12 protein-coding genes are annotated in these 18,564 nt (G+C 70.3%); 5 read left to right on the top strand and 7 right to left on the bottom strand.

All coding sequences use genetic code 11. From position 1 onward, the window contains the following. Nucleotides 1-19 precede the first annotated feature (19 nt). The 3 genes from LG334_RS01895 to LG334_RS01885 all read right to left on the bottom strand — a co-directional run bounded on the left by LG334_RS01895 (nt 20) and on the right by LG334_RS01885 (nt 6,513). Nucleotides 20-712, bottom strand: a complete 693-nt coding sequence (locus tag LG334_RS01895; protein WP_404382768.1) for a response regulator — start codon at nt 710-712, stop codon at nt 20-22. A gap of 103 nt (nt 713-815) precedes the next feature. Further along, nucleotides 816-4,109: a PAS domain S-box protein gene (locus LG334_RS01890; RefSeq protein WP_404382766.1), complete on the bottom strand. Its 3,294-nt coding sequence runs from the start codon at nt 4,107-4,109 to the stop codon at nt 816-818. Between the two features lie 169 nt (nt 4,110-4,278). Continuing rightward, nucleotides 4,279-6,513, bottom strand: coding sequence for an ATP-binding protein (locus tag LG334_RS01885; protein WP_404382764.1), 2,235 nt, complete (start codon nt 6,511-6,513; stop codon nt 4,279-4,281). 81 nt (nt 6,514-6,594) lie between these two features. On the opposite strand from LG334_RS01885, the gene LG334_RS01880 reads away from it, so the two are divergent. The 4 genes from LG334_RS01880 to LG334_RS01865 all read left to right on the top strand — a co-directional run bounded on the left by LG334_RS01880 (nt 6,595) and on the right by LG334_RS01865 (nt 8,921). Continuing rightward, on the top strand, nt 6,595-7,455 hold the full coding sequence (locus tag LG334_RS01880; RefSeq protein ID WP_404382762.1) for a PfkB family carbohydrate kinase: 861 nt from the start codon (nt 6,595-6,597) through the stop codon (nt 7,453-7,455). 78 nt (nt 7,456-7,533) lie between these two features. After that, complete coding sequence (locus LG334_RS01875) at nt 7,534-7,794, top strand: DUF1178 family protein (RefSeq protein WP_404382760.1); 261 nt, start codon at nt 7,534-7,536, stop codon at nt 7,792-7,794. A gap of 10 nt (nt 7,795-7,804) precedes the next feature. After that, nucleotides 7,805-8,191 (top strand): hypothetical protein, encoded by a 387-nt coding sequence (locus tag LG334_RS01870; protein ID WP_404382758.1) that lies wholly within the window; start codon nt 7,805-7,807, stop codon nt 8,189-8,191. 52 nt (nt 8,192-8,243) lie between these two features. Further along, a complete protein-coding gene (locus tag LG334_RS01865; protein WP_404382756.1) occupies nt 8,244-8,921 on the top strand; it encodes a UPF0149 family protein in 678 nt (225 codons plus the stop codon). 305 nt (nt 8,922-9,226) lie between these two features. Here LG334_RS01865 and gltB read toward each other — a convergent pair whose 3' ends face one another. Together gltB and LG334_RS01855 are read right to left on the bottom strand one after the other, a co-directional pair. Beyond that, nucleotides 9,227-13,795 carry a glutamate synthase large subunit gene (gene gltB, locus LG334_RS01860; RefSeq protein WP_404382754.1) on the bottom strand — a complete coding sequence of 1,523 codons (4,569 nt, stop codon included), beginning with the start codon at nt 13,793-13,795 and terminating at the stop codon, nt 9,227-9,229. 15 nt (nt 13,796-13,810) lie between these two features. Continuing rightward, a complete protein-coding gene (locus tag LG334_RS01855) occupies nt 13,811-15,280 on the bottom strand; it encodes an NAD(P)-dependent oxidoreductase (RefSeq protein WP_404382752.1) in 1,470 nt (489 codons plus the stop codon). Between the two features lie 265 nt (nt 15,281-15,545). Here LG334_RS01855 and LG334_RS01850 point away from each other — a divergent pair, with 265 nt between their 5' ends. Beyond that, the gene (locus tag LG334_RS01850; RefSeq protein WP_404382750.1) at nt 15,546-16,349 is read left to right on the top strand and encodes an undecaprenyl-diphosphate phosphatase; all 804 of its coding nucleotides are present in this window, start codon (nt 15,546-15,548) and stop codon (nt 16,347-16,349) included. 116 nt (nt 16,350-16,465) lie between these two features. On the opposite strand, the gene LG334_RS01845 is transcribed toward LG334_RS01850, so the two are convergent. Beyond that, nucleotides 16,466-17,275: a hypothetical protein gene (locus LG334_RS01845; protein ID WP_404382748.1), complete on the bottom strand. Its 810-nt coding sequence runs from the start codon at nt 17,273-17,275 to the stop codon at nt 16,466-16,468. A 140-nt stretch (nt 17,276-17,415) separates the two neighbouring features. Continuing rightward, nucleotides 17,416-18,447 (bottom strand): complex I NDUFA9 subunit family protein, encoded by a 1,032-nt coding sequence (locus LG334_RS01840; RefSeq protein WP_404382746.1) that lies wholly within the window; start codon nt 18,445-18,447, stop codon nt 17,416-17,418. Nucleotides 18,448-18,564: the final 117 nt, after the last annotated feature.

Raw genomic sequence — 18,564 nt, 5'->3', positions numbered from 1 at the left:
GCGCCGCCGGGGAAGCCGCTCAGGGCTGATGGGGCGCGCGGGCGCTCCAGCCGCTTTCCATGATGATGCGGATGGCCTGGCTGCGATTGGCGGCGCCCAGCTTGCGGTAGATCTTGCGGGTGTGGACCTTGATGGTCACCTCCTGCAACCCAAGCTCGCGCGCGATCACCTTGTTGGTGGCGCCGTCGACCATCATGGAGACGATGTGCGTCTCGCGCTCGTCCAGCTTGGTCAGCGGGTTGTCGCCGCCCGCCTCAGCACCCGTGGCGCCCGCGCCCGCGCCCGCCGGTTCCTCGACGGCGGCGGTGCGCGGCGGGGCGTTGAAGGCGAACGAGGGAAAATACCGCTCGCCAGACAGCACCAGGCGCAGGGCGTTGACCATGGCGGTGGCGTTGAGCGTCTTGGGAATGTAGCCGGACGCGCCGGCCTCGGCGGCGGCGTGCACGTCGTCGGCGTCGATGGAGCCCGTCAGGATCACCACCGGCGCATCCGGTGCGGCCTCCCGCATGCGGGTCATGCCCGCCATGCGGTTCATGCCGGGCATGTTCAGGTCCAGAAGCACCAGGTCCACCGGACCGTCCGCCTGCACGCGCGACACCGCGTCGTCCAGCGTTTCGGCCTCCAGGATGGTCACCTGATCGCCCAGGGTGCCGATGAACGGAGACAGACCCTGCCGCACCAGGGTGTGGTCATCGGCCAACAGAACTTTCATCACGCGCGCGCCCCGCATTCCCCACTTGGCGTAGTCCTGCCACTATAGGCGGCGGGACACGCTACAAGCAAGAAAAGCCTTTACAGCCCTGCCGTGTAAAAACTCATAAGGTGGCCGTGAACAAAGTATCCACCAAGTCGGCCACACGTTGCAGGCTGACGGGTTTTCGCAGGACGGCGGCGACCTGGTCGTCTGTTTCCAGACCCCGCGCCTCGCGTACGCCGATGTGTCCCGTGACCACCACAACCGGAAGCTCGGGGACATGCCTGCGCAGGCTGGCGATGAGGTTGCGGCCGTCGCAGCCGGGCATGCGCATGTCCGTGACCAGCACGTCGGCAGGGTCGTCCATGAAGATGTCGATGGCCGCCAGCCCGTCGTGCGCCACGGATACGCGGTGCCCCCGCGCCCGCAGGTAGTCGGCCATGAGGCCGGCGGCCTCGCGCTCGTCGTCGGCGACCAGCACATGGGCGACCAGGGCGGAGGCCTCTTCGTCCTCGTCGCCATCGCCATCCGGCGCGGGCGCGGGCGCCGGTGCCGTATCGGCCGCGGCGTCAGCGCCGGCCGGGAGTGCGGGGGCAGGCGCGGCGGCCGGGCGGGCAGCGGGGCGCAGGGCATCGCAGCCGCAGGGGTCGGCGGCCGATCCGTCGCGGGGCAGGCTGACGGTGAACACGGCGCCGCCGTCCGCGGGCGGCGCCTCCAGGCCGATGCGACCGCCCATGGCACGGATCAGCCCGTCGCTGATGGACAGGCCGAGCCCCGTGCCGATGCCGGCGGCCTTGCTGGTCACGAAGGGATCGAACAGCCGATCGCGCAGGGCTTCTGGCACGCCGACGCCGGTGTCGGCGACCCGGATGACGATGGCCCCGCCCTCGGCCCTGCAGGAGACACGCACCTCCGGCCGCCAGGAATCGCCGTCCGCGCCTGCCGACAGGCGGTCCAGCACGGCGTCGCGGGCATTGGTCAGCAGGTTGAGAACAACCTGCTCCAGTTGCACCGGCCGTCCGCGGACGCAGGCGTTCCCGGCCTCGGGCAGGTCCACGGCCACGGTGATGCCGTCGCCGCGCAGGCCGTGGTCGATCATGGCCAGTGCGGCCCGCACGGCCTCGACGGCATCGAAGCGTTCCTCGGGCCCGGTGTCTCGGCGGGTGAAGACGCGCATGTGGTCGATGATCTCGCCCATGCGGCCGGCCTGGCCGGCGATCAGCTCCAGCCGTTCGCGGTCGGCGGCGGATACGGTGGCATCGGTGTCGCTGCCATGGCCCGGCGCGGCGCCGGGACGGGCGGGACCGGCGGCATCCATCCCCATAAGCCCGGCCTCGGCGGCCATGCGGATGATGTTCATGGGCTGGGCCAATTCGTGCGCCATGCCCGCGGCCAGTTCGCCCAGCGTGGCCAGCTTGGCAGACTGGGCGACGCTGGCCTGCTCGGCCTTGCGGGCGGTGACGTCGCGCAGCACCGTGTGCAGGCACAGCCGCCCCTCGAAGGTGACCGGCGACGTCATCACCTCGCAGATCATGCGGCCGCCGTCGGCGCGCTTCAGCGCCATCTCCACGGGCGGCAGGGGTCGCGGGGCGTTGCCGAATTGCTGCATGCGGGCGATGGCGGCGGTGCGGTCGGCGTCGTCCACGATGTCGAAGATGGACCGCCCGACCACCGAATCGCCATAGCTTTCGCCGAACAGCACCTGCGCCGCCCGGGCGTTGGCAAGCACGATGCGGCCCCGATCGTGCGCCAGAATCAGGTCGGGCGCGCTTTCCACCAGCGCGCGGAAGCGTTCCTCGCTTTCGCGCAGGCGGCGGCGGGCGAGGCGCTGGTCGGTGACATCGCGGATCATGATGTGGGTCGCCGGCCGGCCGCCATAGGCGATGGGACCGACCACCACCTCGGCCACCAGTTCGCCGGCCCCCAGGCGCCGCACGCGCACCTCGGCGACGCCCACCGCCCCGTCGGTGGTGGCGTCCGACAGGCGTCGGCGCACCTCGTCGCGGTCCTCGGGATGGATGTGGTCGATCAGCGGGACGGCCAGCAGTTCCTCCATGCCATCGGCCCCGAACAGGTCGACGGCGCGGGAGTTGGCATAGAGCACGGTCCCGCGCGCCTCGACCACAATGGCCTCGGGCGCCAGTTCCACAAGGTTGCGGAAGCGCTCCTCGCTCTGGCGCTTGACCGAAAGCTGGGTCTCGCTGCTGATCAGCGCCGCCTCGTGCCGGCTGAGGCGCTCCCCCAGCGTGTCCAGGGCGCGTTCCAGGTCCGCCAGTTCGGCGGTTCCGGCGTAGGGCGGGCCGATGCGCGACGGCGTGCCGCCCTCCTGCAATGCGGCGGTGGCGTCCGACAGGCGCGCGACGGGGCGGGCGACCATGGTCCGCGCCGCCAGCCCGGCCAGCAGCAGCCCGGCCAGCAGCGCCAGCGCGATGCCGCCGCCGGAGCGCAGCAGCGCGGCATCGGCGTCGGCAGTCACGGCGGTGCGGTCAAAGGCCACACCCACCGCCAGCCCGCCGTCGGCCGGCGCCTGGGCCAGCAGCATCGAGCGGCCGTTCAGCGTCACGGGCAGGGCGCCCTCGTGCGGGCCGGGCGCCACGTCCAGAACGGTTCCGGCCAGGGCGGGGCGGCGGGGAACCGTGGCGACCACATGGCCGGCGCCGTCGGTCACCACGACCAGGGCGCCCTCGGCGGGCAGCAGGGCGGCGAGGCGCGGGCTCAGCCACGCGGGATCGAGCAGCGCCGCCACGGCGCCGCCGTCGGGCGTGGCGTGGGCCAGCGGCACCAGCGGGCGCCCGTCGGCCGGGCCGGCGGTGGTCGCCGTTGCCGGCAGCGCCGGGCCGGTCGCCAGGCCGGCGTCGGTGCGGGCGCGCTCGGCGGCGATTCGCAGGGGCCGAGCCTGGCCGGGCGCGGCGGCGGAACACAGTGTCGCAAGGTCGGCGGAAAAGCGGGTGACGCCGGCCAGCAGAGCGGACCGGCCCGACGGCCCGGCCGTCGGCAGGCCGCAGGCATCGGCGGCGGATACCGACGCCAGGGCCGCAAGCGCGCGGCGGCCGTCCTCCACCGCCAGGCGATGCTGGGCGGACAGGGCGCGGGCCAGCCCGAGGCCTTCACCGACGACGCCGGAAACCACGTCCCGGCGCGCCTCCAGCCCGTGCCACAGCGCAAGCCCCGCCGCCGGTGCCGTCGCCAGGACCGCGACCAGGGCCAGCCGGACCGCCAGGCGGCGGTGCAGCGGCGTCCGGCGGAAGGTGGACCGGCGCGAACCCGACGCAGCCGCAGCCGCAGCCGCAGCCGCGACCGAACCCCGCCAGGCGCCGGACGCGGACTCGTGCGACAGCGCGGCGGCGACGGTGGCCGTGCCTGCGCCGACGCGGTTCGAGGCCGGTCCGCGGCTCGAGCTGTCCACATGCGTCATGGTGCGGTTGGTTCCCTTCCCCCCGACGGGTGCGTCCGGCTGAACGTCGCCCTGCCCTTCAGTGTAGTGGTCCGGGGCCCAGGGCGCAGGGGGTGCAACCGGTTCCCGGGCGGGAAGAAAGTATATCGGCGGCCGGTCGCGTCAGGCGCAAGGGTATATGCGCCGCGGCTCACGTCCCGGCATCCACCGTCGGCGCTCCGATGTGCGTGCCGATGGTCCCGCCCGGGGCCGACGCCAGGACGACGGTGACGGCCGTGCCCTGGCCCTTGGTGCTGCTGATGTGGAAGCGGCCGCCGTGCAGTTCCGCCAGCGCCTTGACCAGCGGCAGCCCGAGCCCGGTGCCGCCCGCCTCGACGCGCCGCGCGCCCTCCGCCACCTGGCCGAAGGCCTCCAGGGCCTGTTCAAGCTGGTCCGGCGTCATGCCGATGCCGGTGTCGCGCACCGTCAGCGCAACGTGCTCCGGCCCCGCGGCGCGGGCGCGCACCTCCACCCGGCCGTCGGGATCGGTGAAGCGCAGGGCGTTGGACAGCAGGTTGACCAGCATCTGCTTGCCGGCCCGGGGATCGACCAGCACCGGCGGCAATCCCGGCGGGATGTCGGCCGAGACGTGGACGCCGCGCCGGTCCGCCAGCCCCGAAACCAGCAGCAGCGCCGATTCGGCCAGCGACCCGCAGGGCGTGGGCTCGGGGCGGATGTCCATCTTGCCCGCCTCCAGCTTGGACAGGTCCAGGATGTCGTTGATCAGCGTCAGCAGGTGCGTGCCGGCGTCGTGGATGTGTCCGGCGTAGGGGGCATAGAACCGCCCGTCCGGGTCCGGGCCCAGCACGCGGTCGCGGATGGTTTCGGAAAAGCCCAGGATGGCGTTGAGCGGCGTGCGCAGCTCGTGGCTCATGGTGGCGAGGAAGGCGCTCTTGGCGGCACTGGCCTGTTCGGCGGCCCGGCGGGCGCGCTCCAGTTCCGCCTGCTGGCGCTTTTCCCCCGAGACGTCGTGCACCACGGCCACGAAGCGGGGGCCGTGGATGTCGTCGTAGCGCCCGAGCGTGACCCGCACGGGGAGGCCCCCGGCGGTGCGGTGCCGGGCGGTGATCTCGCGCCGGAAGCCGCCGCCGCCGTGCCGCCCCGCCGCCGCCAGCACCAGAAGCCGGTGGTTGCGCGGCGTGTTTTCCATGAGCGCGGTGACCGGCATGCCGTTCAGGTCGCCCTCGCCATAGCCCAGCATGCGGGCGCCGGCCGGGTTGGCGGCCCGGATGATGCCGTTGCCGTCGATGGTCAGGATGCCGTCCTGGGCGGCGTCGATGACCGCCGACAGCCGGCCGTTGGCGGTGGTCAGGTCCATCTCGCGCCGCTGCAGCCGGTCGGCCATGGCGTCGAAGGTGGCGGCGAGGTCGCGGATTTCCCCGGCCGCGGTCTGGCTGCGGCCGAAGCGGCTGGACAGGTTGCCGTCGGCCATGGCCCCGGCGGCGCGGGTCAGCCGCCGCAGAGGCGCGACGAAAGCGCGGTCACCGATGGCGTCCGCCATCACCAGCGACAGGATCGCCACCACGATCAGCAGCCCGACGTTGCGGCCGAACGCGGCATCGGCGGAGGCCAGGACCGCCCGCCGGTCCAGGGCGACGGCCACCCGAACGCCGTCCTGGAAGTCGCGCACGGCCACGACGCGGGGGCGGCCCGTCTCCAGCGTCGCCTCGGCGACGGCGGCACCGTCGCCGCCCACCTCGGCGCCCCGCGGCAGGCTGCGGCCGATCAGGTCCGGCCGGTGGGGTGCGGTGGTGATGATGGCGTTGTCGTGGTCGGTCACCAGGATCAGCGACCCCGGCGGCGCCTCCAGCCGGTCGATGCGCGCCTGCAGCCAGGCAAGGTTGATGTTGGCGATCAGGTACAGCGGCAGTCCGTCGGCATCCACGGCGGCGAGCGGCAGCGCGAAGGGCACCAGCGCCCGCTCCCCCTGCGGCGGCACGAAGCCGGGCCCCGAGGAGAAGGCGCCCGTCAGGGTGGCGTTGCCCATGGCGCTGGTTTCCGGCGTCGACAGAACGGCGCCGAAGGAACCGGCGGCGCAGTCCACGCGCCCGTCGCCGGCCGCCCGCGCCAGGCCCGAAACCAGCGGCGAGCGCTCCGCCATGGTCGCCAGAAGCTCGGTGCAGGCCGCGCCGCCCTCACCCACGACCGCGTCGTCGCGTGCGGTCAGCACCATGAGGGCATGCACCGATTCAACAAGCGACCGATGCTGTTCCGCCACCGCCGCCGCCAGGCGGGCGGCCTCCAGCCCGGCCTGGTCCAGGGCATGGCGGCGTCCCTCCAGACCGTTGTAGACGCCAAGCACCACCACCGGCACGATGACGGCCAGGGCGAACCAGAACAATGTGGTGCGGGACGTCCGCAGGAAGACGGCAGAAGGGGGGCGCATCGGAGGCAGGGCCTGATCGGACAATCTTCAGAGGTATAGTTTGGAACCTTAGTACACCCCGATCAAGAACGGAGGTGACGGATGTCACGCATGGCGGTCATCGGCGGCTTGAATCTCGACGAGGTCGTGTACCTGGACGGCCCGCTTCTGCCCGGCGGCCGCATGCGGGCGCGGGGGCGCGAACACCGCGTCGGCGGCGGCGGGGCCAACACCGCCGTCGCCCTGGCCCTGGCCGGTCACGCGGTGCGGCTGTGGGGCGCGGTGGGCGACGACGACGCCGGCCGCCGCATCCTCGCCGAGCTTGCCGGGCACGGCATCGACGCCTCAGGGGTGGCGCGGCGCGCCGGCCCGACGCCCTGCCCGCTGATCCTGGTGGACGAGGCGGCCGAGCGCACCATCATCAAGGTGGAACAGCCCTTGAGCATCCGCCTCGACCCGCCGGTCGCCGCCGATCTGGCGGGCGTGGCCGGCATGTGGATCAACGCCTTCACGCCGGCGCTCGCCGCACCGATGGCCGCGGCCGTGGCCGCCCGCAAGACGCTGGTCTGCGCCCACCTGCCGCCGCCGCCCATCGACCGCTGGCCGGCGCATGTGATGGTGGCCTCCGGCCTCGACCCCCGCGACGTGCTGGCCCGCGCCCAGGCGCTGGCCGGCGAGGCGCTCCGCTGGGTGGTGGTGACCGAAGGCGCCCGCGGCGCCGTGGCGCTGCATGTCGGCGGCGATCGCGTGAGCGTGCCCGCCGCCCCCGCCCGCGCCGTCGACACCACGGGGGCTGGCGATGCCTTCACGGCCGGGCTGCTGCATGGACTGACGGCCCGCCGCCTGCCCATGGACCGGGCGCTCTCGCTGGCCTGCCGCTTCGGCGCGGCGGCGGTCGAGCATGCGGCGTCCCTCCCGCCCGAGCGCCTGCGGAGCCTGGCCGCGGCGGACGTCGGGGCGTGATCCGCGATCGGCCGTTTCCGTCACGGCGGCCCTGCGCTATATGGGAGGCATTCTGACTTCGACGGAGGATGTGAGGGGATGATCCGCTATTCACTGCGCTGCGCCGACGACGGCCACGTCTTCGAGCAGTGGTTCGACAACTACGCCCACTACGAAGCCCAGTCCGCCGAGGGCGCGCTGGCCTGCCCGTCGTGCGGCTCGGCCAAGGTGTCCAAGATGCTGGCCGCCCCGGCGCTGGGCGCCTCGACCGTCACCCATCGCCCGGCCCCGGCGCCCGCCTGCGCCTCCGGCGGCTGTGCGGCGCCGGCGGCGGGCGCCTGCCCCGCCATGGCGGACTGACCGGAACGACATGGCGGGACCCCTTCCCAAGGCCCGAACCGTGCTCAAGGCCGACGCCGCCTTCCGGGCGGTGCTGGGCCTCGTGCTGCTGGCCGGCGCGCCCCTCGTCCTGGAGGGCGCGGCCGTTTTCGCGCAAGCCGCCGGCGCCCTGCTGGTGGGCTGGGCCGTGGCGCTGAAGGGCGCGGTGGCGACCGGCGCACCCGCCGTGCGGCTGGTGGCCGGCGGCAACGCCGTCGCCAGCCTGCTGGGCGTGGTGGTGGTCTTTTCCTGGATGCCGGCGGCGGGCGCGGCCGGCGGATTCGCCGCCACGGCCCCCGCCGCCGTGGTCGCCCTGGCGCTGCTGGTGTTCGGGGTGTTCAGCGCGCTCTACTGGGGACGGCTCAAGGGCGTCAAATGACCGGCGAGCCATGCGCTCGCCGGCACCGCATTCCATTTCATCTGGAGGTTCCATGCCCGCGCCGCCGGACTTTACCATGCCCGCCCGCCACCGGCTGGAGCGGTTTCTGGCCGATGCCGGGGGACCGTCGCTGCCCTATGTGGACGGGTTCCTGACCGCCGTCGCCATCGGCCCCGACATGCTGCTGCCCAGCCAGTGGTGGCCGCACCTGTGGGGCGAGGCCGAACCCGACTACCGGGACGAAACGCAGGCCGAAGCGGTCCACCTGGACGTCCTCGCGCGCTACAACCAGATCCTGTCCCATCTGGATGCGGACACCGACGCCTATGCGCCGATCCTGCGCGATGCCTCGGGCGCGTTGCGGGTGGAGGAGTGGTCGCAGGGCTTCCGCGCCGGTCTCAGCCTCATGGGCGAGGACTGGATGCCGCTGTTCGACGACGAAACCGGCCGCCTGACCGTCACCGCCCTGATCGGCCTGGCACCCGGCGAGGACGGCGGCAACATCCTGAAGATGGACGCCGACCGCGCCGCCGCCCTGCGCGCCGAGGCGGAAGAGTTCATCCCCGGCAGCGTTGCCTACATCCACCACTTCTGGCTCAAGCGCCAAGCCGAAACCATCGCCGGCCGCCCCGGCGCGGCCCCGGTCCGCCGGGACGCGAAGATCGGCCGGAACGATCCGTGTCCGTGCGGCTCGGGCAAGAAATACAAGAAGTGCTGCGGGGCGACCTGAGGTGGATGCGAGGAGCGGTCCGACCGCCCCTCGCGCTCCCCGCGGAATGTTGAAGATCGCTGAACGGCAGCCGCTTTCGGTGAGTGACGGGACGAGATTTTTCCCGTGAAAACAGAAACTTAGGAATCCGTCGTTCCTGCGAAAGCTGGAAATTCACCGGTGCATCACCGGACCCACTCGGCGCCGGGGAGTGTCAGGGGGGCCGCTTCGGCTCCCCTCACGAAAAGCCCGTCCCTGCCAACGAAAAAAGGGGAGGCAGCCCGGCCGGGCTGCCTCCCTTCTTCGTTTTGACCAAACCGTCGGGCTTACTCGGCGGCGGCGATGTCGCCGGCGGTGACGGGGACGTCCAGCTTGTCGAGCATTTCCTTGGGCACGACCTGCCAGAACTTGCGCTTCTCCATCTCCCAGTTGGCCAGGATGCGCTGGCCGTGGGGGCTGTGGGTCTCGGCGACGTGCTGCTCGATCAGGGCCTTCAGCTCCTGCTCGTAGTGGTCGACCTCGATCCGCTGCCAGACGACGTTGTCCGGGTTGACGCGCAGCTCGAAGCTTTCGTCCTCGTCGTAGACATAGGCCAGGCCGCCCGTCATGCCGGCGCCGAAGTTGGCGCCGACCGCGCCCAGGATCACTGCCCGACCGCCGGTCATGTACTCGCAGCCGTTGGAGCCGCAGCCTTCCACCACCACGGTGGCGCCGGAGTTGCGCACCGCGAAGCGCTCGCCCGCCTGACCGGCGGCAAGCAGCGTGCCGGCGGTGGCGCCGTAGAGCACCGTGTTGCCGATGATGGTGTTCTCGTTGCTCTTCAGCGGGCTGGAGACGGCCGGACGGACCACGATCATGCCGCCCGACAGGCCCTTGCCGACATAGTCGTTGGCATCGCCGAAGACTTCCAGCTTGAGGCCCTGCACCGCGAAGGCACCCAGCGACTGGCCGGCGGCGCCGCGCAGGCGGACCGTGATGTGGCCGGGCTGAAGGTGCTTCATCCCGTACTTCTTCACGATCTTGTGCGACAGCTTGGTGCCGATGGCGCGGTGGGTGTTCCGCACGTTGTAGGTCAGCTGCATCTTCTCGCCGTCGTTCAGCGCGGGCGCTGCGTCGACGATCATCTGGGCGTCCAGGGTCTCGGGCACCTCGTTGCGGCCCTCGATCTGGCTGGTGATGGGCAGGCCGCCGTTGTCCGGCTGGACCAGCAGGGCGTTGAGGTCCAGGTCGTCCAGGTGCGACGCGCCGCGGCTGACCTGGTGCAGCAGGTCGGAACGGCCGATCACGTCCTCCAGGCTCTTGAAGCCGAGGCCGGCCAGGATCTCGCGCACTTCCTCGCCGATGAAGGTCATCAGGTTGACGACCTTTTCCGGCGTGCCGGTGAACTTGCCGCGCAGGGCTTCGTCCTGGGTGCACACGCCCACCGGGCAGGTGTTGGAGTGGCACTGGCGGACCATGATGCAGCCCATCGCCACCAGCGACGAGGTGCCGATGCCGAATTCCTCGGCGCCCAGCATGGCGGCGATGACGATGTCGCGGCCGGACTTCAGGCCGCCGTCGGTGCGCAGCTTCACGCGGTGGCGCAGACGGTTGAGCGTCAGCACCTGGTGGACCTCCGACAGGCCCATCTCCCACGGCAGGCCGGCGTACTTGATGGAGGTCTGCGGGCTGGCGCCCGTGCCGCCGGAGTGGCCGGACACCAGGATCACGTCGGCGTTGGCCTTGGCGACGCCGGCGGCGATGGTGCCGATGCCGGTGCGGCTGACCAGCTTCACCGTGACCTGGGCCTCGGGGTTGATCTGCTTCAGGTCGTAGATGAGCTGCGCCAGATCCTCGATCGAATAGATGTCATGGTGCGGCGGCGGCGAGATCAGCATCACGCCGGGGGTGGAGTGGCGCAGCTTGGCAATCTCCACCGTCACCTTGAAGCCGGGCAGCTGGCCGCCCTCGCCGGGCTTGGCGCCCTGGGCCACCTTGATCTCGATCTCGCGGCACTGGTTCAGGTATTCGGCGGTGACGCCGAAACGGCCCGAGGCGACCTGCTTGATGGAGGAATTGGCGTTGTCGCCGTTGGGCGCCGGGCGGTAGCGCGCCGGGTCCTCGCCGCCTTCGCCCGAGTCGGACTTGGCGCCGATGCGGTTCATGGCGATGTTCAGCGTGCCGTGCGCTTCCGGCGACAGGGCGCCCAGCGACATGGCCGGCGTGACGAACCGCTTGCGGATGGCGGTGGTCGATTCGACCTCGTCCAGCGACAGCGGGCTGTGGTCGGAGCGGAAGTCCATCAGGTCGCGCAGGTTGATGGGCGGCATTTTGTAAAGGCCGTCCACGTACCGGCGGTACGTCTGATAGCTGTCGGTCGCGACCGCGTGCTGCAGCGTGTGGATCAGGTTGCCGTCAAACGCGTGGCGCTCGCCGCCGCCGCGACGGAAGCGGTAGACGCCGCCGATGGGCAGGACGATGGCGCCCGGCGCATAGGCCTTGGCGTGCTGCTCCAGCACCTTCTTCTGGATGCCCTGAAGGCCGATGCCCGAGATGCGCGACGACATGCCGGGGAAGAACTCGGCCACCAGGGTGCGGGACAGGCCGATGGCCTCGAAGTTGTAGCCGCCGCGATAGCTGGAGATGACGGAAATGCCCATCTTGGACATCACCTTCAGCAGGCCGTCGCCGATGGCCTTCTTGTAGGCCAGCAGGCAGTCGCCCAGCGGCACGTCGTCGAACAGGCCGCGGCCGTGGCGGTCGGCGATGGCCTCTTCCGTCAGGTAGGCGTTGACCGTGGTCGCGCCGACGCCGATCAGCACGGCGAAGTAGTGCACGTCCAGGCATTCGGACGAGCGCACGTTGATGGACGTGAAGGTGCGCAGTTGCTGGCGGACCAGGTGCGTGTGCACGCCGCCGGCGGCCAGGATCATGGGGATCGCCGCATGGGCCGGGCCGGCGTGTTCGTCGGTCAGCACCAGGTGCGTGCAGCCGCCGCGCACGGCATCCTCGGCCTCGCGCTGGATGCGGTGCAGGGCATCGCGGAGCGCATTGTCGCCGCCGTTCACGTCAAAGGTGCAGTCGATGACGTGCGCCGTGTCGCCCATGTGCTTGCGCATGGCGTTGAATTCGGCGGTGGTCAGCACCGGGCTTTCAAGCTGCAGCAGGTCGCACTGGCTGGCGTCCTCCTCCAGGATGTTGCCCAGGTTGCCCAGCCGGGTGTTCAGGCTCATCACGCGGGTTTCGCGCAAGGAGTCGATGGGCGGGTTGGTGACCTGGCTGAAGTTCTGGCGGAAGAAGCAGTGCAGGCCGCGGTAGTTGTCCGACAGCACCGCCAGCGGCGCGTCGTCGCCCATGGAGCCGATGGCTTCCTTGCCGTCCTCGACCATGGGCTGAAGGATCAGCTCCATGTCCTCCATGGTCAGGCCGTGCGCGTACTGGCGGCGGCGCAGCTCGTCGCCCTTCACGCCCATGGTCTCGCCATGGTCGGCGGCCTCGATCAGGCTGTCCAGGTGGGTGATGCGCTGGACCCACTCGCCGAACGAACGGCGCGCGGCCAGGCGGTCCTTCAGCGTCTTGTCGCTGTAGAACTTGCCTTCCTTCAGGTCGACGCCGACGCACTCGCCGGGACCCAGGCGGCCCTTCTCGATGATCTCGGACTCGTTGAAGCGCACCATGCCCGTTTCCGAGCCCACGATCAGCAGGCCGTCGGCGGTGATGGAATAGCGCATGGGACGCAGGCCGTTGCGGTCGACGCCGGCGACGATCCAGCGACCGTCGGTGGCGGCGATGGCGGCCGGGCCGTCCCAGGGCTCCATGATGCAGTTGTAGTAGCTGAACATGGCGCGGTGCTCTTCGGGCATCAGCTTGTTCTGGCCGATGCTCTCGGGGATGAGCACGCTCTTGACCTCGGGCGCCGTGCGGCCGGCGCGGCACATCAACTCGAACACGTTGTCGAGCGAGGCGGAGTCCGAGCCGCCGGCCTCGACCACGGGCTTGAGGTCGTCGATCTGCTCGCCGAAGACCTCGGACGCCATGCGGGTCTCGTGGGCCTTCATCCAGTTGCAGTTGCCCACGTGCGTGTTGATCTCGCCGTTGTGGGCGAGCATGCGGAAGGGCTGCGCCAGGCGCCACGTCGGGAACGTGTTGGTCGAATAGCGCTGGTGGTAGATGGCGAAGGACGAGATGAACCGTGGGTCCAGCAGGTCCGGATAGAAGGTGGTCAGCTGCTCGGCCAGGAACATGCCCTTGTAGATGATCGAGCGGCACGACAGCGAGCAGATGTAGAACTCGGTGATATGCTCGGCCAGCACCTTCTTCTCGATGCGGCGGCGGATGACGTACAGGTCGTTCTCGAACTTGTCGTCGTCCACGCCCTTGGTGTTGGCGATCATGATCTGCTCGATCTCGGGGCGAGTGGCGTTGGCCTTCTCGCCGATGACCGAGATGTCCACCGGCACCTGACGCCAGCCGTAGATCTCGTACCCGAAGGTCAGGATCTCGGACTCGACGATGGTGCGGCAGCGCTCCTGGGCGCTCATGTCGTTCTTGGGCAGGAACACCATGCCGACGGCCAGCTTGCCCTCGGTCAGCTCATGGCCCGTGCGCTGCACGTGTTCCTTGAAGAAGTCCTGCGGGATCTGGACGTGGATGCCCGCACCGTCGCCGGTCTTGCCGTCGGCGTCGACGGCGCCGCGGTGGAACAGGACGCGCAGGGCCTCGACGCCGGCCTCCACCACCTCGCGGCGGGGCTGGCCGTCCAGGGCGGCGACCAGGCCGACGCCGCAGTTGGCGTGCTCGAACTCGGGGCCGTAGGCACCGGCGGCGGCCAGCAGGTCGGCGTTGCGCTGGAAGCGCTCGACGAACTGTTCGCCGGTCTCGGTGATGACGGGGGTGGTCTTCTTGATGTCGGTCATGTGTCTACGGCTCCCTCAGGAGGCTCGGGCGAGCTTGGAGGGCTCGCCGGCAGTCTGCTCGGCGGCGGCGCGGACGTATTCGTCCATGCGCTCGGCGGCGTCGCGGCCGTCCTTGACGGCCCACACCACCAGCGAGGCGCCGCGCATGATGTCGCCCGCGGCGAACACGCCGGGGATGGAGGTCATGAGTGTCTTGTGGTCGGTCTTCACCGTGCCCCACTTGGTGACGGCCAGTTCCGGCTCCTCGAACAGCACTGGCAGTTCCTCGGGCTCGAAGCCCAGCGCCTCGATCACCAGGTCGGCGTCCAGGTTGAACTGGCTGCCCTCGATGGGCTGCGGCGTCTGGCGGCCGGAGCTGTCGGCGACGCCCAGATGCATGCGGACCGCACGCACGGCGGTGACGCGGTTGTCCTCGTCGCCCAGCAGCGCCTCGGGTGCGGCCATCCACACGAACTCCACGCCTTCCTCGGTGGCGTTCGACACCTCGCGCTGGGAGCCGGGCATGTTGTCGCGGTCGCGGCGGTACAGGCACTTAACCGACTTGGCACCCTGGCGGATGGCGGTGCGCACGCAGTCCATGGCGGTGTCGCCGCCGCCGATGACGACGACGTTCTTGTCCTTGGCGTCCAGCACGCCGGACTCGAACTCCTCCACCGTGTCGCCCAGGTCGGTGCGGTTGGAGGCGGTCAGGTAGTCCAGCGCGCGCTTGACGCCCGTCAGGCCGGCACCGGGGCAGGACAGCATACGTGCCTTATAGACGCCGGTGGCGATCAGGATGGCGTCATGCTTGGCGCGCAGGTCGGCGAAGGTGATGTCCTTGCCGACGTCGGTGTTGGGGTGGAAGGTGATGCCGGCGTCCTGCAGCAGCTTGACGCGGCGCTCCACCACGTACTTCTCCAGCTTGAAGCCGGGAATGCCGTACATCAGCAGGCCGCCGACGCGGTCGTAGCGGTCGTAGATGTCGACCGCATAACCCTTCTCGCGCATCTGCTCGGCAGCGGCCAGGCCGGCCGGGCCGGCGCCGATGATGCCGATGGAGAAGCCGTTCTCCTTCTCCGGCGTGCGCGGCTTCACCCAGCCCTCGGCCCAGGCGGTGTCGGTGATGTGCTTTTCCACGGCGCCGATGGTGACCGAGCGGTGGTCGGACTGCTCCAGCACGCAGGAGCCTTCGCACAGGCGGTCCTGCGGGCAGATGCGGCCGCAGATTTCCGGCATGTTGTTGGTCGCCGAGGACACGGCGTAGGCCTCTTCCAGGCGGCCGTTGGCCGTCAGCATCAGCCAGTCGGGGATGTTGTTCCCCAGCGGGCAGTGGATCTGACAGAAGGGAATGCCGCACTGCTCGCAACGGGACGCCTGATCCTCCGCCGCCTTCGGCTCGAACGCGGAATAGATCTCCTCGAAGTCCTCGCGGCGCAGCTCGGCCGGACGCTTGGAGGGATACTCCTGCTCGAGCGTGGTGAAGCGTAGCATCTTGTTGCGCGCCATGGCGCGGCCTCCTCGGGCTGTTTGTCGGGAAGGGTCTTCTCGTGCGCTATTCAATAAGGCGCCCGATGACGGATTCCAAGGGAAAACGCACATTTAGGGAAAATGTGTTTACTAACTTCGGATTCCCCTGCCGAGGTCCGGCGGCGGTCGAAGGCCGCATGGCGAGACAATCCGAAAATAGGTCTCATTCTTGTACCATCGCCATTCTTCCCGCCGACTCCGGCCGGTGATATAAGAGCGCACACCATCCTCTAGGGGGCCCTCGGTGACACTTCTACAAATCCTGGTATTGGCGCTGGTGCAGGGCATCAGCGAGTTCCTGCCCGTCAGCTCCTCCGGCCATCTTGTGCTTGTTCCCGCAGTGACCGGGTGGCCCGACCAGGGGCTGGACATGGACGTGGCGGTGCATGTCGGCACGCTGTTCGCCGTCATCCTGTACTTCCGCAAGGACCTGATCGCCATGGCCGCCGGGTTGTTGCGCATGATGCGTGGCCGCCGCGACCCCATGGGCCGGCTCGCCCTGCAGATCGCCGCCGCCACCATGCCCATCGTCGTCGTCGGCCTGCTGCTGAAGGACGAAATCTCGCTCTACGGCCGCTCCGTCGCCATCATCGGCTGGACGACGCTGATCTTCGGCATCCTGCTGTGGGTGATCGACCGCCTCTGCATGACCGTCAAGCGCGCCGAGCACATGAGCTGGCGCGACGTGATGGTCGTCGGCTTCGCCCAGGTACTCGCCCTGGTGCCCGGCACCAGCCGGTCGGGCATCACCATGACCGCCGCCCGCCTGATGGGCTACGAGCGCGAGGATAGCGCGCGCATCTCCATGCTGCTGTCCATCCCGACGATCCTGGGCGCCGGCGTCCTGGCGGGGCTGGACATCGTGGACGCCGGCAACTGGCAGCTCACGCTGGATGCCTTGGTCGGCGCGGGGCTGGCATTCCTCTCGGCCCTGGTGGCCATCGCCCTGCTGATGGCCTGGCTGCGGCGGGCCAGCTACACCATCTTCGCCGTCTACCGCATCATCCTGGGCCTCGGCCTGCTGGCCTGGGCGTATGGTTTCCTCTGACGAGGGCCGCCCGGAAACCGGGTGATCGCGCTGCATCCGGCAGTGGATGGGTAGGCTGGCATCCACTCCCGCCGCCGGCCACCCTTGCGGCGCCCCCCCTTTTTAGCTCAGGCGCCCTACTCCCGCCCCGTCTTCCACTTCCACGCCCGCAGCGCCAGGGTGGTGACGTAGAGGAAGACCGTCATGGCGATGAAGGTCTCCTGCATCTCCTGGTGATGGCGGGTCGGAATGTCGAAGGGCGGCGGCAGGGCCACGTTGAACCACACCTGGATGCGGTCGAAGATGCGCGGCAGGAACACCAGCAGCGCCGCCGGCGCCAGCGTCGCGCTCGGCATCAGCCAGGCGGCGATGGGGTAGCGGTCCAGCCACGCCAGGCCGCCGCGCTTGCGCCACAGCGGCAGGACCACCCCGCCCACCAGGATCAGCGCCGCGGCGATGGCCCGCGGTTTCTGGTCCAGCGCCCGCTCGGCCATGTTGTGCAGGTTGGTTTCGCTCTGCTTGTTGACCTCGGCCATCCAGTCGGGCGTGCCCCAGCCGAAGAAGTGCTGCCCCCAGCTCCATTCCTCGCCCGCGACCAGCACGGCCAGCACGGCGAACAGGGCGAGGCCCAGGCGCAGCCAGGGCACCTGCTTCACGCCGTCGGCCATCGCCAGCCAGACCGCCGGGGGCGCCGACAGCAGGAACAGCGCCGCCGTGAGGTTTTCGCCGAAGCCGAACTCGTTGTCGCCGGCGAACCAGTGGTAGGCGTCCGGTGCCAGCAGCCGCAGGAGCAGGGTGACGACGGCAAATCCCACCGGCAGCCCGAACCACAGGAGCCAGGGCAGCGTCGCCCGCCGCGCCCGGAATACCGGATGCGGGCTGATGAACGGGGTCAGGAGGCGTGCCGCACCGGCGGGCCGCTTGCGCGTGGGCGTGTCGTCTTGCATGACGGATTTATGGCGAAGGCGCGCTTTCGCGTAAATACCTTATCGCGCCGCCGGGCGCGATGATCCCGACGAGCAACGGGGCGGCGCGCCGTTTTGCGGCGGCGGCGCCCCTGCTTCGGGTTTCGGTTCCGGCGGGTTCCTCAGCGCTCGCGGCGGCTGGGGTTGCGCAGGATGATCTGCTTGTGCATGGACCGGAAGCGGGTCAGGTAGGTCGGCACGATCGCCTCCACCGTCGTCGGCTCGATGCCCAGGTCCTTGAGGCCCGGAAGCTCGCCGCTCACCACGTTGTCCTTGCGCAGCTGGCGCACCTGGTCGCGGGTGAGAATCTTCTTGGGCAGCATCTGCAGGAAGGTCGCCTCCACGTCGGCCACCCACATGGGCAGGGGCACGACGGCGCGGCGGCGGCGCGTTTCGTGGGCGACGATCTTCATGATGTCGCGCATGGAAAGCACCTCGTCACCGCCCAGCTCGAACGTCTGGCCGGTCGGCGCGTCGGCGTCCAGCAGGCGCATGATGGCCTCGGCCACGTCGCCCACGTAGACCGGCTGGAACTTGGGCCCGCCGCCGCCCACCAGATCGAGCTGGAAGCGGCCCGACGGGTCCTTCTTCATGGCCGGAGCATCGTCGGTGAAGAACGGCAGCACCGGCGACAGGCGCGCGATCTTCGCGAACATGTTGAAGAACTGGTCCTCGGGACCGAACACCACGCTGGGCCGCAGGATGTCGGCGTCGGGGAAATGCTTGCGCACGGCTTCCTCGCCGCGGGCCTTGGTCTGGGCGTAGACCGAATCGCTGTCCTTCGAGGCGCCCAGTGCCGAAACCTGCACCATGCGCCCCACGCCGGCTTCCTTGGCCAGCCGGGCGATGCGCTCGGGTCCTTCCACATGCATCCGCTCGAAGGTGACCTTGCCGCTCTCGGCCAGGATGCCCACCAGGTTGACGACCGCATCGGCGCCTTCAACCGCGCGCTTGACGCTGGCGTCGTCGAGGATGGAGGCCGGCACCAGCGAAATCTGGCCCAGGTCGCCCATGGGCTTGAGGAACGAGGCCTTTTCCGTGTCACGCACGGCGACACGCACCCGGTCGCCATTGCGCGCCAGACGCCTGACCAGGTGGCGGCCGATGAAGCCGGAGCCGCCGAACACCGTCACCAGACGAGGCTTCTTCGTCATCGCATCCATACTCCCCTTGCGCGGGCCTCTGGCGCCCGCCGAGATCAGTTGGGCCGGGGCCGACGCCCCACCATTACAGGTGGGCGGACAATCCCACAGCCGCGCGAAATACGCAAC

The organism is Caenispirillum salinarum (assembly GCF_044803115.1).
In the GTDB taxonomy this organism is placed as follows: Bacteria; Pseudomonadota; Alphaproteobacteria; order Rhodospirillales; family Rhodospirillaceae; genus Caenispirillum; species Caenispirillum salinarum_A.
Note: the sequence above shows the minus strand (reverse complement) of the source record. Positions and strands in the feature narration are given on the sequence as shown.